11 protein-coding genes are annotated in these 14,558 nt (G+C 37.5%); 5 read left to right on the forward strand and 6 right to left on the reverse strand.

Features of this window, described 5'->3' with window-relative positions:
- Positions 1 to 5 precede the first annotated feature (5 nt).
- Both AC0L6O_RS07600 and AC0L6O_RS07605 read right to left on the reverse strand, forming a co-directional pair.
- Positions 6 to 1,061: a sensor histidine kinase gene (locus tag AC0L6O_RS07600; protein ID WP_473307541.1), complete on the reverse strand. Its 1,056-nt coding sequence runs from the start codon at positions 1,059 to 1,061 to the stop codon at positions 6 to 8.
- Between the two features lie 92 nt (positions 1,062 to 1,153).
- Positions 1,154 to 1,786 (reverse strand): histidine phosphatase family protein, encoded by a 633-nt coding sequence (locus tag AC0L6O_RS07605; RefSeq protein WP_473307542.1) that lies wholly within the window; start codon positions 1,784 to 1,786, stop codon positions 1,154 to 1,156.
- Positions 1,787 to 1,847: 61 nt separating this feature from the next.
- On the opposite strand from AC0L6O_RS07605, the gene AC0L6O_RS07610 reads away from it, so the two are divergent.
- The 3 genes from AC0L6O_RS07610 to AC0L6O_RS07620 all read left to right on the forward strand — a co-directional run bounded on the left by AC0L6O_RS07610 (position 1,848) and on the right by AC0L6O_RS07620 (position 3,811).
- Positions 1,848 to 2,267 carry a hotdog fold thioesterase gene (locus tag AC0L6O_RS07610; RefSeq protein ID WP_473307544.1) on the forward strand — a complete coding sequence of 140 codons (420 nt, stop codon included), beginning with the start codon at positions 1,848 to 1,850 and terminating at the stop codon, positions 2,265 to 2,267.
- Between the two features lie 20 nt (positions 2,268 to 2,287).
- Positions 2,288 to 3,049, forward strand: a complete 762-nt coding sequence (locus AC0L6O_RS07615; protein WP_473307545.1) for an outer membrane beta-barrel protein — start codon at positions 2,288 to 2,290, stop codon at positions 3,047 to 3,049.
- A 120-nt stretch (positions 3,050 to 3,169) separates the two neighbouring features.
- Complete coding sequence (locus AC0L6O_RS07620) at positions 3,170 to 3,811, forward strand: DUF937 domain-containing protein (RefSeq protein WP_473307547.1); 642 nt, start codon at positions 3,170 to 3,172, stop codon at positions 3,809 to 3,811.
- A 77-nt stretch (positions 3,812 to 3,888) separates the two neighbouring features.
- Here the strand turns inward: AC0L6O_RS07620 and ftsH are convergent, their stop codons facing one another.
- Both ftsH and rsfS read right to left on the reverse strand, forming a co-directional pair.
- Entirely contained in the window at positions 3,889 to 5,961 is a 2,073-nt protein-coding gene (gene ftsH, locus AC0L6O_RS07625) for an ATP-dependent zinc metalloprotease FtsH (protein WP_473307549.1), read from the reverse strand.
- 28 nt (positions 5,962 to 5,989) lie between these two features.
- Positions 5,990 to 6,388 (reverse strand): ribosome silencing factor, encoded by a 399-nt coding sequence (rsfS, locus tag AC0L6O_RS07630; protein ID WP_341227241.1) that lies wholly within the window; start codon positions 6,386 to 6,388, stop codon positions 5,990 to 5,992.
- Positions 6,389 to 6,482: 94 nt separating this feature from the next.
- Between rsfS and AC0L6O_RS07635 the strand changes: the two genes are divergently transcribed.
- Positions 6,483 to 7,244, forward strand: coding sequence for a biotin--[acetyl-CoA-carboxylase] ligase (locus tag AC0L6O_RS07635; protein WP_473307551.1), 762 nt, complete (start codon positions 6,483 to 6,485; stop codon positions 7,242 to 7,244).
- Between the two features lie 68 nt (positions 7,245 to 7,312).
- Positions 7,313 to 9,961: an MGH1-like glycoside hydrolase domain-containing protein gene (locus tag AC0L6O_RS07640; protein WP_473307553.1), complete on the forward strand. Its 2,649-nt coding sequence runs from the start codon at positions 7,313 to 7,315 to the stop codon at positions 9,959 to 9,961.
- Positions 9,962 to 10,041: 80 nt separating this feature from the next.
- Here the strand turns inward: AC0L6O_RS07640 and AC0L6O_RS07645 are convergent, their stop codons facing one another.
- Both AC0L6O_RS07645 and AC0L6O_RS07650 read right to left on the reverse strand, forming a co-directional pair.
- On the reverse strand, positions 10,042 to 13,080 hold the full coding sequence (locus AC0L6O_RS07645) for a DPP IV N-terminal domain-containing protein (protein ID WP_473307555.1): 3,039 nt from the start codon (positions 13,078 to 13,080) through the stop codon (positions 10,042 to 10,044).
- Positions 13,081 to 13,114: 34 nt separating this feature from the next.
- Positions 13,115 to 14,554 (reverse strand): SusD/RagB family nutrient-binding outer membrane lipoprotein, encoded by a 1,440-nt coding sequence (locus AC0L6O_RS07650; RefSeq protein WP_473307557.1) that lies wholly within the window; start codon positions 14,552 to 14,554, stop codon positions 13,115 to 13,117.
- Between the last annotated feature and the right edge of the window lie 4 nt (positions 14,555 to 14,558).

A 14,558-nucleotide genomic window follows, 5' to 3' on the forward strand; every position in this document is an offset into this window, starting at 1 on the left:
AATGTTTATAATTGATGATCTAACGGAATCCTTATTTCGGCATTCACCGTCAAATGGTTTTCTTGAAATATTTTAAAGTCGCTGTTGTTACCGTAAAGCAAATGAAGCCTTCTTTTTGTGTTTTCCAAACCAAAACCTCCTGAAGAAGATTTTGAATCTGTCCCTTCTAGCTTACCGGTATTTCTAATTCTAATGATTAATACTTTTCCTTCTAATTGAGATGAAATCTCTATGAAACCCCATCTTAGAGCTTTTTGAACACCATGTTTAATCGCATTTTCTACCAGCGTCTGAAGCATCATGGGTGGTACTTGTATACCTTCGGTTTCTTTCGCAATATCCCACTTTATTTGAAGTCTTTCTTCATACCTGATTTTCTCTAGGCTCAGGTAATCTTGAATAGTTTTTATTTCTTCTTTAAGACTTACGGTGGTTTTTCTATGTGAAACTAAAGAGCTTCTTAGCAAATTTGAAAGCTGCGTAATGCCCGACATCGCTTTTTTAGGATCTTCGGTAATTAAGGCTCTAATGCTGTTTAGTGCATTAAAAATGAAGTGCGGGTTCATTTGGGCTCTTAGAATTTTAGCTTCAGTTTCTTTAACAGAAGCTTCTAGCTGAACACGCTCTACGGCATCATTTTTACGAAGATCGGCAACGCTGTAAAAAACATATAACAGCACCCAGATTAAAACAGGCTTGGTCAGGTTTATCAAATAAGAGATGTCTCTTAAAGCCCAGTTCATCTTTTCTGTATTGATAATGTCTCTATCCATTGGGATATTGATAGCGGCCAATACAAAAGTGATAACACCCACCACAGCTGCACATCTAATCACAAGTTGCGTAACTGGAAGTTTTATCCATCCGTACCTTTTGAAAATTATTCTGAAAATATGAGTTAGAGAAATACCGGCAGCTACATTGACTATTAAGTTTCCTATTAGCTTATTGAATTCTTCAAAATCAAAAGAAAAAATGGTAAAATAGTTAAGTAGATCGGAGAAGAAATAGAGCGACCACCCTATAATTTGATAAATCCAATATGACTTTTTTGTTTCCATTTCTTAGAATTGAAAATTAAGGTATATGAAATTGGCCACAAAAAGTAATTAATTACACCGTTGGAATTATCTCTTCATGAATGGGTGATTTTTTATGCAGAAATTAAAGCAAGGTGGTCTGTAATGTTGTGCTCTAAAATCTTAAAACGTTTTGTAAGATAAGAATACTCTAATTTATATAAGCACAAATTGGAGTGTTTGAAATTATCCATTTCGGATACAGGAGTTTCACTTAGTAGTGTAAGCAAAATCCTTATAGCTCTGCCATGCATGGCTACCAAAATTAATTCTTCATGCTCCTGCTTCAGAATGTGTTCAAAAGCAGTTTTCTGTCTCTTTATAACATCTTCAGGGCTTTCACCACCTTCCATAGCGAGGTGTGTTTCACCACTTTTCCATTTTTCAATTACATCCCAGTAAAAGCTGTCTTCTACCGGATTAGGCTTTTTACCCTCGGTTTTTCCCCAAGAAATTTCATTTAGACCAGGTAAAATTTTATGAGGAATGCCATCTTTAATAAAATTAGCTACACTCTGATGCGTTCTTTGAAGAGCTGAGGTGTAGACTTTGTCAAAAGGTGTATCGGCGTATTTCTTATAAAATGCTGCCGCCTGTTCATGTCCGGTTTCATTTAATTCAGAATCTATACCGCTCCCTTGAACTATACCTCGTTTGTTATAGTCGGTTTCACCGTGTCTTATTAAATAAATAGTTTTACTTTTCATTTAAATACTTTTGTCCAGCGTCTTAAATCTCAAAAAATCGACCAAAAATAGAATATTCAGTATGAAATTGACAGCGAAACCTGAAAACTTAAATAAAATAGGGCAAAACACCCTTAGTGAGCATTTGGGAATTGAAATAACAGAAGTGGGCGATGACTACATAAAAGGTACAATGCCTGTTGATAAAAGAACGAAACAGCCAGCTGGTATTCTTCATGGTGGTGCTTCTGTAGCCTTTGCAGAGACTTTAGGGAGTGTAGCTTCATACTCTATGGTAGCCTCTTCCGGAAAGCAAATAGTAGGTTTAGAAATTAACGCCAATCACCTAAGACCAGTTACGGAGGGGTTGGTTTATGGTATGGCAAAGGCAATTCATCTAGGAAGGAAAACACATGTATGGCAAATTGACATTACAAATGAGTCAAAGAAACTAGTATGTGTTTGCCGATTTACGGTTATGATAATAGAGCCTTTGGCTTAATTTTTGAAACAATTTTAGGGATGAAAAACTTACTTACTTTAATACTCCTTTGCTCATTTTTAGCGGTAAATGGACAGGTCATAGAGGCAGATACTGTGGAAAGTAAACCTGCAATTCCAATAGATAAATCACTTTACAAAAAGAATAGGTTTCAGTTTTCATGGGGAGTAAGGGGCGGTTTAAGTAAAACTAGAATAAATACAACCAGCGGCGATGTTATTCAAATTACGCCTAGTGGTACGCCTTTAATAGCCAATGGTAGTGTAGTTAGAGATGAGTTAGTATCAAATTCAGCCTTTGGGAATGGTTATCAAGGAGCCATTTTTGGGAGATTTATTAGTGGTTCTTTTTATTTGCAGCCTGAAGTAGTTTACGGCTTAAAGGGAGGCAAGTTTGATTTCCTTGACAAAAATGGGAATTTATTAAATAGGGTAGATGCAAAATTCACAGCAATAGATGTTCCTGTTTTAATAGGAATAAGGTTTAGAGATGCTAGGCTTTTTGCAGGGCCAGTAGTGTCTTATGCACTAAACAAGAACGATGCTTTCGAAAAGGGACTAGCACATTATACCAATGAGAACCTTTCAAAGGATTTTCTTGAAAAACCTATAATCAATGGCATAGTGGGTTTAGGGTTTGAATTCAAGTATTTTTTCTTTGATTTTAGGTATGAAGCAGGTATTCAAAACTATGCTCAAACAACATTAGGTCCTTCTAATAATCCTAAAATTTTCAATTTTACCACAGACCAGTTTATTCTCTCTATTGGATTAATTAAATAATACACTGTATTTATTAACTAATTGTTAAAGCGGGTTTTAAAAGATTTAAAAAGTCTCTTATCTTCTTTATTGTGGTTCTTTTTGCATATTTTGTGGCTTTCAAACTTTAAACCAACAATAATGGCTGGAATATTAGATTTATTAGGTAGTGATTTAGGGAAGCAGATTATTTCTGGTGTTAGCGGGCAAACCGGTGCACCATCAAACAAAACTGCTGATGTTTTAGGAATGGCACTACCTGTTTTAATGGGTGCTATGCAAAGAAATGCATCAACACCTGACGGTGCTGCTGGCTTACTTAGTGCAGTAACAGGAAAACACGGTGGAGGCATTTTAGATAACCTAGGAGGTTTGTTCCAAGGTGGAGTAGACGAAAGCGTTGTGAATGACGGTGCTGGGATTTTAGGACACGTTTTAGGAGGTAAGCAGGCTGGTGTAGAAAGTGCTTTAAGCCAGAAATCAGGCTTAGATATGGGTACTGTTTCTCAAATTTTGAAAGTAGCTGCTCCTATTTTAATGGGAGTTATAGGTAAGCAAGTGAGCCAATCAAACGTTCAAGACAGCAATGGCCTTGGAAACGTATTAGGCGGTTTATTAGGCGGAGGTACTGGAAGTAAGCAGCAGAGCTTAATCGAGTCTTTCTTAGATGCTGATGGAGACGGTAGCATAGTTGACGATTTGGCAGGAATGCTTCTTAGTGGTGCTGGCGGACAAAAGAAAGGTGGACTAGGCGGATTGCTTGGTGGACTTTTTGGAAAGTAAAACCCCAATATTTATCATTAAAAAAGCCGATGTCGTTTTAAACGCATCGGCTTTTTCTATATAAGGCTAACAGATTTTTAGTTTTTCAACTCTTCTGTTTCATCTGTCTTAAGGTCTGTGCTAGGAGTACTTCCGTCAGCATTAAGAGCTATTTCAACATTCTCTGTAACTACCTCAGGTATATCTTCTTTATCCATATACTCTTGGTAAGTAGTTAATGTTTCAAAAGGTCTTTCACCAATTAAGCCTACTAAATCACTTTGAAAAATTATCTCTCTTTCTAATAACGCTTTAGCTAAAATGTCCAACTCTTTACGCTTTGTGCTAAGGAGCTCCTTAGTCATTTTATAAGCCTTATCTACTAGTTTTTTAACCTCTTGGTCAATTTTTTGAGCTGTATACTCAGAATATGGTTTGGTGAATGCGTAGTCAGATTGTTTAGAGTCATGGAAAGAAATGTTTCCAATTTCATCATTCAAACCATAAACCGTCACCATACCATAAGCCATTTTGGTGATTTTCTCTAAATCACTTAATGCACCAGTAGAAATTTTACCAAAGACAATATCTTCAGCTACTCTACCACCAAGAGACATACACATTTCTTCAAAAAGCTGCTCCGTTCTATACAAGAATTGCTCTTTTGGTAAATATTGGGCATAGCCTAAAGCTGCTGCACCTCTAGGTACAATACTCACTTTAACTAATGGATTAGCATGCTCTAAGAACCAACCAGCTACAGCATGACCAGCTTCATGATAAGCTACAATCTCTTTCTCTTCTGGAGAGATAAGCTTGTTTTTCTTTTCTAGTCCGCCAATCTCTCTGTCAATGGCATCCATGAAATCTTGCATTTCAATAGACTTCTTGCCTCTTCTGGCAGCTAATAAAGCAGCTTCGTTACATACGTTAGCTATTTCAGCTCCTGCAAAGCCAGGAGTTTGGGTAGCTAGTTTTTTTGCATCTACTTCGTCATTAAGTTTTAAAGGACGCATGTGCACCTTGAAAATAGCCTCACGACCATTAATGTCTGGAGCATCTACACTTATTTGTCTGTCAAAACGACCCGGTCTTAGCAAAGCTTGGTCCAAAACGTCAGGTCTGTTAGTCGCTGCTATAATAATAATCCCAGCATCAGAACCGAAACCGTCCATCTCTACTAATAAAGAGTTCAATGTGTTTTCGCGTTCGTCGTTTCCGCCTGGCATACCACCTTTTCCTCTTGAACGACCTACTGCATCAATCTCATCAATGAAAATGATACAAGGTGCTTTCTCTTTTGCTTGTTTGAAAAGGTCACGTACTCTAGCAGCACCCACACCCACAAACATTTCTACAAAGTCAGAACCAGATAAAGAAAAGAATGGAACACTAGCTTCTCCTGCTACAGCTTTTGCCATAAGAGTTTTACCAGTACCTGGAGGGCCTACTAAAAGTGCACCCTTCGGTATTTTCCCCCCTAATTCAGTGAATTTTTCTGGTTTCTTTAAGAATTCAACTATCTCAGTAAGTTCTTCTTTAGCTTCTTCTAGGCCGGCTACATCTTTAAAACTGATTTTTACTTTGTTATCAGTATCAAAAAGCGAGGCTTTTGATTTTCCAATATTGAAAAGCTGTCCGCCTGGGCCTCCGCCACCAGCCATTCTGGTCATTAAGAAATACATAAGACCAAAGAACAGTATCAAAGGAAGCCAATTGAATAGAGAATTCATGATGTCTTCTCTATGAATAGGCTCTGGATAAAGGGCTGCTTTCTTTTTATCGTCAATATTTGCTCCCTTTAGAAAGTTTGTGAATTCGTCCATAAAGGCGTATTCAGAAACTATATCCACTTTCATGTGTGGCCCAGATGTAAATCTGTTATTTCCTAAAAGGTTTTTGTACTCATCTTTTTGAAGAGCTTCGCTAGATAAAGTTACTTCGGCCACATTGGCATCAGTTACTACAGCTACGGTTTCTACTTCTCCTTTAAGAACCATTTCTTCTAGGTTCTTATATTTGATAGCAGAAAGCGATTTGTTGTTAGAAAAATACATTACTCCAACGATTCCTAAAATCAAGGCGGCTATTATCCAACCTTGAAAACCTGGTCCGTTTCCAATCGGTAATTTTTTCTTTTGTTTAGGTAAAGGACTCTTTTCCTCTGGCATATTAATAAGGTTAATTCTTTAATTTCAATTAATTGACCAATTCTTTGGTCGGTTTCATGTCGTCACCAAAATACGTGATGTCTGCATCGCCCCAGAGTGATTCAATATCATAAAAGCCTCTTTTGTCGCTTTTAAAAACATGAACTACTACGTCCACATAATCTAAAAGGATCCACTCTCTTTGAGTTTTTCCTTCTCTGTTCCATGGGTCTTGACCGGTTTTTTGATAAACTAGTCCTTCTACAGATTTAGCAATAGCGTCAATCTGAGTATCGGAATTACCCGAACATAGGACAAAAAAATCGGTAACGGCGTTGTTGATTTTACGTAAATCCATTAAGACAACTTCATTTGCCTTCTTTTCGTGCATCCCTTCAATTATAAATTGACTTAGTTCAGTGCTTGAAAGTTGCTTAGTTTTTTTCATTCAGTATATTTTACGATAGTTTTGCATTCCTTTAAAATGCTTTTTAACAAGCCATTTAGTAATTGCGTTTTTCAAACAGCTAAATTATAATATTTTGAACAAAATTCAGCCCAAAACACTTTTTACGGGCAAAAATGCTATTTACCTGCCAACTTGTCACTCAACTAACGAAACCGCAGCTGAAATAATTCAGAATGGCGAGATTATGGAGGGTACCATTGTCATAACTGACAATCAGACAAGGGGCAAAGGGCAAAGAGGTAACACATGGATTTCGGAAAAAGGGCAAAATTTAACTTTTACCTTAATTTTAAAGCCAGACTTTATTCCTGTTAATGAGCAATTTAGGTTAAATATGGCTGTATCTTTAGCGGTATACCATACGCTCGATGATTTTTTAGATGAAAAACTAAAAATTAAATGGCCTAATGATATTCTTTATGGGAATCAAAAGCTTGGGGGAATTTTGATTGAAAGTTTAATAGCGAATAGAATTATTAATTATAGTTTTATAGGCATAGGTTTAAATGTAAATCAAAGAAGTTTTGAATTGCCAAATGCTACTTCGCTTTCTAGTTTGACCGAAAATGGCCTTTTTGAGCGAGAAGAGCTATTAACAAGTTTGTTGGAAAACCTTGAGAAACAATATTTGAACATAAAGCTGGGAAAAGACGTATTTTTAAAAGATAAATACACCGAAAACTTATTTAGAAGGGACGTTTGGAGTGAATATAAAGGGGAGGAAGGAGCGTTTGAGGGGAAAATAAGAGGAGTAACAGAGTCAGGTAAATTAATAATGGAGACCAAATTTGGATTAAAGCAATTTGGAACAAAAGAATTTGAATATATCTATTAAAAAGTGAAATCTATATCCTACCACGGTGAGTGAATTGGATATTTTTGCGAAGGACCTAATTGTAGTTTATGCAAGATACTTTAGAGAAGAAGAGACTGGAAGAAAGGCCGGACAATAGAGGCTGGAAAAAATGGGGTCCCTATCTTTCTGCCCGACAATGGGGTACTGTTAGAGAAGATTATAGTGTTTATGGCGATAGCTGGAATTATGTAAGCCATGATATATCAAGAAGCCGAACCTACAGGTGGGGAGAAGACGGCATAGGAGGAATATCTGATAATAAACAACATATATGTTTTGCATTTTCGTTTTGGAATCATGCAGATCCCATTTTAAAGGAGAGGTATTTTGGTCTTACTGGTGCCGAGGGTAATCACGGCGAAGATGTGAAAGAGCTGTACTATTATTTAGATAGTACGCCTACACATTCTTATATGAAGATGCTTTACAAGTATCCTATCAAACTTTTTCCTTATGAGGAAATTCTTCAAGGAAACCGTGAAAGAGGAAAAAAAGACAAGGAATTTGAAATTCTAAATACCGAAGCGTTTAACGATAATCAATATTTTGATATTTATATTGAGTACGCTAAAAAGTCGGAGAATGATATTCTAATAAAGCTCACGGCTCATAATAGGTCTGGTAAGGCTGCTAAATTGGCCATTCTGCCTACACTTTGGTTTAGAAATACGTGGTCATGGGGTTATGAAGATTTTGCCCAAAAACCTATGTTGACCGGTATAGCCGGTAGTCAAGTAGAGGTAAGGCATAAGCTTTTTGATAACATGAAGTTGTACCTAGAGGGTGCCGATGAACTGTTGTTCTCTGAAAATGAGACTAACATGAAACGTGTTTTTGGAAAGAAGAATGAAACCCCTTTTGTAAAAGATAGTATTAACGATTATGTGGTTGATGGTGTCAAAAAAGCCGTTAATAAGAATAATATAGGGACCAAAATGGCGGGTCTTTACGATAAAGAAATTCCAGCCGCAGGTAATGTTGAAATAAGATTGAGGTTCTCAAACGAGACTCATCTAGATGATGCTTTTGGTGATTTTGACCAAATTTTTGAACAATCAAAAAACGATGCCAACGATTTTTATGGTGAAGTTCAAAAAGAAGTAAAATCACAAGAGCAAAAAGAAATACAGCGTCAGGCTTTTGCTGGTATGATGTGGAACAAACAGTTCTATTATTATAACATGGACCAGTGGGCAAATGGTGACCCTAAAATGCCTTTCAAATTTACAGGAAGAGCATTTACTAGAAACGACACATGGAAGCATGCTTACATGCATAATATACTTTCTATGCCAGATAAGTGGGAATACCCATGGTTTGCGGCCTGGGATTTAGCTTTTCATACGGTTACATTAGCCAGAATAGATACAGACTTTGCTAAAAGGCAATTAGCTGTGGTTTTGAGGGAGTATTATATGCATCCTAACGGTCAAATACCTGCTTACGAGTGGAATTTTTCAGATGTTAACCCTCCAGTTCATGCATGGGCTACTTGGAAAGTTTATGAGATTGATAAGGAGCAGCGTGGAGGAAAAGGAGACATAGCTTTCTTGGAAAGAATTTTCCATAAACTGCTTTTAAACTTCACTTGGTGGGTTAACCAGAAAGACGAAGAGGGTAATAATATCTTTGGGGGTGGCTTTTTAGGCTTAGATAATATTGGTGTTTTTGACAGAAATGCTCAAATACCAGGAATTCAACTTCAGCAGGCAGATGCTACAGGCTGGATGGCGATATTTACCTTGAATATGCTTCGGATTTCTTGTGAAATAGCACTGGAAAGACCGGTTTACCAAGACATGGCTTCTAAGTTTTTTGAGCACTTTCTTCATATTGCAGCAGCCATTAATAATAACCTCGAAGATGGTAATATGGGGCTTTGGGATGAAGAAGACCAATTTTATTATGATAAGATTCAGACTCCAGATGCCAGAACTATTTTCCTAAAGGTTCGTTCGTTGGTTGGTTTAATTCCGCTTTGTGCAGTAGAGGTGATTAATCAAGACCTTCTAGATAAATTACCAGAGTTTAAGAAAAGGTTGGAGTGGGTTTTGAATAATAGGCCAGATTTAGCTTCTCTGATTTCTAGATGGCATGAGCCAGGGAAAGGCGAAACACATTTGCTTTCTCTTTTAAGAGGGCACAGAATGAAGATGGTTTTGAAAAAACTCTTTAATGAGGCAGAATTTCTTTCTGATTATGGTATTAGGTCGCTTTCAAAATATCATAAAGAGCATCCATTTTCTTTTGACTTAAATGGTGAGCAATTAGAAGTAAGTTATAGCCCAGCAGAGACAGAACTCTCTATCATGGGTGGGAATAGTAACTGGCGTGGGCCAATTTGGTTTCCGCTTAATTATCTTATTATAGACGCCTTGCATAAGTATTCGCAGTATTATGGCGATGATTATGAGGTAGAGTACCCTACAGGTTCTGGTAAGATTACTACTATTGCGAATGCCGCAAATGCAATCTCGAAGCGTTTAATTGGTATTTTTGAAGAAAATGAAAAAGGTCAACGACCAGCTCTTCAAATAAACGAGCAATACGACAAAGACGAGCATTTTAAAAAGCATCATTTGTTTTATGAGTACTTCAATGGTGATAATGGAGAAGGCTGTGGTGCCGCTCATCAAACAGGTTGGACTGGCCTAGTGGCGGATTTAATAGCCGAGGTTAATGTGTTTGAGAAATAGTATTTAATGATAATTCTATATACTAAAAGAGGCTGTTTCCAAAATGGGAACAGCCTCTTTTATGTGGTAAAATAATGTTTTTATTTTGGAGAACTCATAAGCTCATCAATAGAATAAGTGATACCATTTTTGATGACATATTCTACATTTAATGCATCCGTGATTTCACTAAGAGGGTCACCTTTTACAATCACCAAATCAGCCAACTTTCCTTTTTCTATAGAACCTAAATCTTTACTGACGCCAACTGCTTTAGCTGCTCCCATGGTAGCGGCCTTTAAGGTAATATATGGTGAAATTCCTGAGTCCACCCAGCTGTGAAGTTCTGAATGAAGGCTATAACCATAAGGAATAAAAGGGCTATCAGTACCAGCTGTGACACTTGCACCCTCTACAATTAGTTTCTTTAGGGTAGTCTGAATATTAGAGAAGTTTGAAAGATATCCGGGGAACATGGTAGTTATTTGACTAGTTCTTGCTTTCAGACCGTCTACATATTCTTTTCCAAAGAAATTCAATAACTGTTTGTTTTCTAAGTACCATGAATACTTTGACACCATAGTGTAAAAACCACCTTGAAGGGATGCAGTAGGGGTTATGTTCATTTGAGATTTTACTAATAATTGAATCACATCTTCATAGGTATGATTCATTTTAGAAATCTTCGGAGAATATCCTCTTCTACTTGTTCCACCTATGTGCTCTACTGCGTCCACAGCATATCGCATAGCAGGAAAAATTTCGTGTGAAGACACCGGAATTCCATTTTTATGAGCAAATGCTGTGATTTTTCGCTGTAAAATATCAGGCATCCTTACATAAGTTTTGATTAAGTCGTACTCTAAATTTACAGCTCTATCAAGTTCTAAATCCAACTGAGCCGAAGACTGGATACTATTTGCCAAACCATAATAAATGCGTGTTCCATCAGTAAGTCCACCAGTAAAAAACTCTCTTGGACCAGTAAGTTTTCCTGTATTCCAAGATTCTTTTCGCTCAATAGCATCGTATGGGTCAGAACCTGTTTCTCTTAGTGAAGTAATGCCATAAGAAAGCCAAAGGCGTCCTAGTTTTTCTCCTACCATGGCATGCTGATGTGTATGCATTTCAAACAAGCCTGGAATAACAGTTTTGTCTGATGCGTCAATCAATTTTCCGGAACGTCCTTCTTCATGTTTTACTATGGCTTCTATTCTGTTTTTGTCGATAATAATGTCTACATCGGTAAGGTAGCTCTCTGAAATCCCGTCAAAAACTTTTCCAGCATGAATAACCGTTTTAGTGGTTGGCTGGCTATAGTCCCAAGTAAAGTCCATCGGTACGTCTTTTATAGACATGTCTTCAATGTTTACTTTCTTGATTTTATCTGTAGCTAAGTAAACTATGCTTTTAGAGTCGGCTGTCCAGCTAGGAACTTCTGCGAGTTCATTTGTTAATCTTACTGGAGGCCCTACAATGTTGCCTTTTTTGTCCACATTTATAATCCATAAAAGACCATCCATCACATAGGTCATCCATTTGCCATTTGGCGACCAAAGTGGGCCATTTTTAGCTCGCATACCTAAGGAACGCTGCTCTACAGGAGAGATGAATTTCTCTGATTTATCTTTTAATGAAACCAAAAGTATTTTATTAATACCTTCTCTAAACCTACTAGAATAGACATCTAATGCAGATAAAGCAATGGTTTCGCCATCAGGAGACCAGCTAGGCTGGCTAGGTACAAAAAGGGCTTCATGGAGCTTCTCCACTTCTTTGGTGGCTATATCAATGGCTTGTAATGTTCCTTTACCCCAGATGTTTCGAGGGTCGGCTAAATAAAAGGCTATTTTTTTTCCGTCAGGAGACCAGCTAGGGTAATTGATATCTTCATCTAACTTTAATATTTGGGTGCTTTTGCCAGAGGCAATTTCATAAAGCCAAAGATTCATATTACCAGACTTGTCTGTCAAATAGGCAATTTGTTTGCCGTCAGGAGACCAAACAGGGTCTGAACATATAAATGGAGATTCAATCAAAGGCTTAGGTATGGAATTACCATCTTCTAAAACATAGATGTCGCTAAAAGCAGTGAAAAGGTATTTTTGACCGTCAGGTGATACATTTAGGCCCTTAATTCCTTTTACTTTTTGAGGTGTTCCTGCATCAAAATCATAAGTTTTTCTCGGGTAGTTTGGTGTTACCACCATAAGTTCCGCTTTAAATTCTATGTTTGATAGGCCTTTTTGTCCTTTTATGGCTTTCTTAATTTTTCCGTCAGCCATAAAAATATATTCTTTGGCATTTAGCCAGCTTGTTCTAAAAGGAAACACATCTATCTCAGAGCCGGTTAAAATGCTCGTTTCGCCAGAACTTAAATCAATTTCCCCTAGGCCACTATACGAACCTGTGAACTCGGTAAAGTACATAAACTTGCCATCAAAGCTCCAAGACGGGGCGGATAAAGCTCCTTTTCTTTCTGAAACTAAGGTTGGTTTTCCTAAAGCATTGATTTTGTAAATTCCGGGTGCATCTTTCTGCTCAGAAACATAAGCTATTTCTTTACCATCTGGTGAGTATGCAGGGCAATATTCATTGGCTTCGTTGCTTGTTAATTGGGTGGTTTCTTTGGTCTCTACGTTAATTTTGAATATATCATAGTTGTCATAAACATCACTGGCATACACTATATATTTCCCATCAGGAGACCAATCTGGCTCTCTTTCATCATATGCTCCAGTAGTTACTTGTGTCAAATTTGTACCATCACTGTTTACCATCCAAATATGATAATAACCATCTCTGAAAGATTGAAAAGCTATTTTTGACCCATCTGGTGACCATGTAGGTTGACGGTCGTCGCCCATGCCGTCTGTTATTTTCTTTGCGTTTCCGCCGCTAACGGGCAAAGTCCAGATGGTACCTTGCAGGTCAATGGTGATACTCTTTTTATTTGGGGAGAGTTCGGCAGCCATGTTAGTACCTTCAGTCATGCTTACCAAAGTGGTATCTCCAGATACAGCAGCTTTACTTACTCCGCTTAGTAAGAGGATAAGAAGGCAAGCGATGTATGATTTTAGCTTTATTAATTTATTTGTGGAGCAGGGTTCCTGCTCCACAAATGAGTGATTTTTAAACATTTATTTCTATTGTTTTGGGTAGTGTATTTCCTGCTTATTGATTAATTGGAGTTGGCACAAACACCCCTGGTACTGGACTTGGTGCACTGGTATTTGAATTAATTTCAGCTTCACTGTAAATCATTCTTTCTGGTAAAATATCGCCTGAAGTAGGAGTGAGGCTTACACCTACCGACTCTTTTCTTGTTCTTCTTAAATCGTTAAAGCCCAATATTTGCCCGTTAAAAGTGATATATCTTTCCATTAATATTTCTTTTAAAAGAGCATCATTTGTGCTCAAATCTGAAGTGTTTAAAATTCCACCGGTACTTAGGTCGTCTAAAGTATATGGTTCGTATTTGTAAGTATAACCACTTGATAAATAAGTAGGGTCTAAGCCGCCGCCGCTATTTAGGTAGGCTCTATATGCGTTTAAGGCTGCTAGGCTTTCTTCGGTTTTTCCTAATCTTGCATTAGCTTCGGCTGTGGTTAACATGTTCTCTTCAAAAGTAACAAGCGGGTAAGGTGCCGTTTGACCAAATAGGCCTCTTGAAGTGCTAGTACTATTAAGGTTAGGCATTAATGTGGCGTTAACCGTGGTGTACTGATAATTAAAACGAGCTGTTTCATCAGTCTTTGCATTTCCTTTATAGGTAGGAGAGGCTGGGTCAAGCAGTGTTGGCGGTAATGCATCAGCTGCGTTAACGTCTCCCACTCTGTTTCGGCCTATAAAGGCGTACATCAAGTTTTCGTTTACATTTAAAGAATTACCATGTATAACTTTTAAGGAGGCATCTGATGAAGCTATTCCTTTTTGAGTGGCCGCTTCGGCCAAGGCGTATTCTTTAGTTTCTAAATAGAATCTAGACTTTAGTGTATAAGCTGTTTGTAACCATTTGTTCGCGTCTCCATTAAAATGAATATCGGCTGCACCAGGCGAAGACCCCACGCCACTCTCTAAATCCGCAATGGCCTCATCTAATAGGGTTTGTAAACTTCCATATACAGATAGCTGCGATTCGAAAGCAGGGTTTGGGTATAAATCAATGTTTGAAGCCTCCGAGTAAGGGATGTCTCCAAAACAAGCAGTGGCAGTTCCCAAGGCATTTGCTTTGGTGATTTTGGCTATTGCTTGAATTAATCGATTATTATTACTCTCCGATTTTTCAATTATCAATTTAGTTTGTTCTACCACACCTTGGTAAACAAAACCCCAAACATTGTTAAAATCTGAACCTGTTACGTTATAGCTGCCAACGTCTTTGTATTGTCTATCACTACCAGTGAAATAACCTGACCACATAGAGGCCACTCTGGCCAAATGACCTTCTTGAACAGAAATATTTCCTAATTGAGCTGCTGTAAGAAGCAAAGTAGCTGAAGCATCTGTTGGGTTATTTGGGTCTGTATTTAGATCGTCAACAAGCTTTTCGCATGAGAAACTGATTGATAATAAGCAGAGTAAAAGTGTTTTGATATATATATTCTTTTTCATCTCT

The sequence above is a fragment of the Arcticibacterium sp. GJ41-1 genome (assembly GCF_055808875.1).

Bases quoted from the DNA above. Each gene is read 5' to 3' on its own strand.
- AC0L6O_RS07600 (WP_473307541.1), bottom strand. From the start codon at position 1,061: ATGGAAACAAAAAAGTCATATTGGATTTATCAAATTATAGGGTGGTCG.
- ftsH (WP_473307549.1), bottom strand. From the start codon at position 5,961: ATGCCAGAGGAAAAGAGTCCTTTACCTAAACAAAAGAAAAAATTACCG.
- AC0L6O_RS07610 (WP_473307544.1), top strand. From the start codon at position 1,848: ATGAAATTGACAGCGAAACCTGAAAACTTAAATAAAATAGGGCAAAAC.
- rsfS (WP_341227241.1), bottom strand. From the start codon at position 6,388: ATGAAAAAAACTAAGCAACTTTCAAGCACTGAACTAAGTCAATTTATA.
- AC0L6O_RS07650 (WP_473307557.1), bottom strand. From the start codon at position 14,554: ATGAAAAAGAATATATATATCAAAACACTTTTACTCTGCTTATTATCA.
- AC0L6O_RS07620 (WP_473307547.1), top strand. From the start codon at position 3,170: ATGGCTGGAATATTAGATTTATTAGGTAGTGATTTAGGGAAGCAGATT.
- AC0L6O_RS07645 (WP_473307555.1), bottom strand. From the start codon at position 13,080: ATGTTTAAAAATCACTCATTTGTGGAGCAGGAACCCTGCTCCACAAAT.
- AC0L6O_RS07640 (WP_473307553.1), top strand. From the start codon at position 7,313: ATGCAAGATACTTTAGAGAAGAAGAGACTGGAAGAAAGGCCGGACAAT.
- AC0L6O_RS07615 (WP_473307545.1), top strand. From the start codon at position 2,288: ATGAAAAACTTACTTACTTTAATACTCCTTTGCTCATTTTTAGCGGTA.
- AC0L6O_RS07605 (WP_473307542.1), bottom strand. From the start codon at position 1,786: ATGAAAAGTAAAACTATTTATTTAATAAGACACGGTGAAACCGACTAT.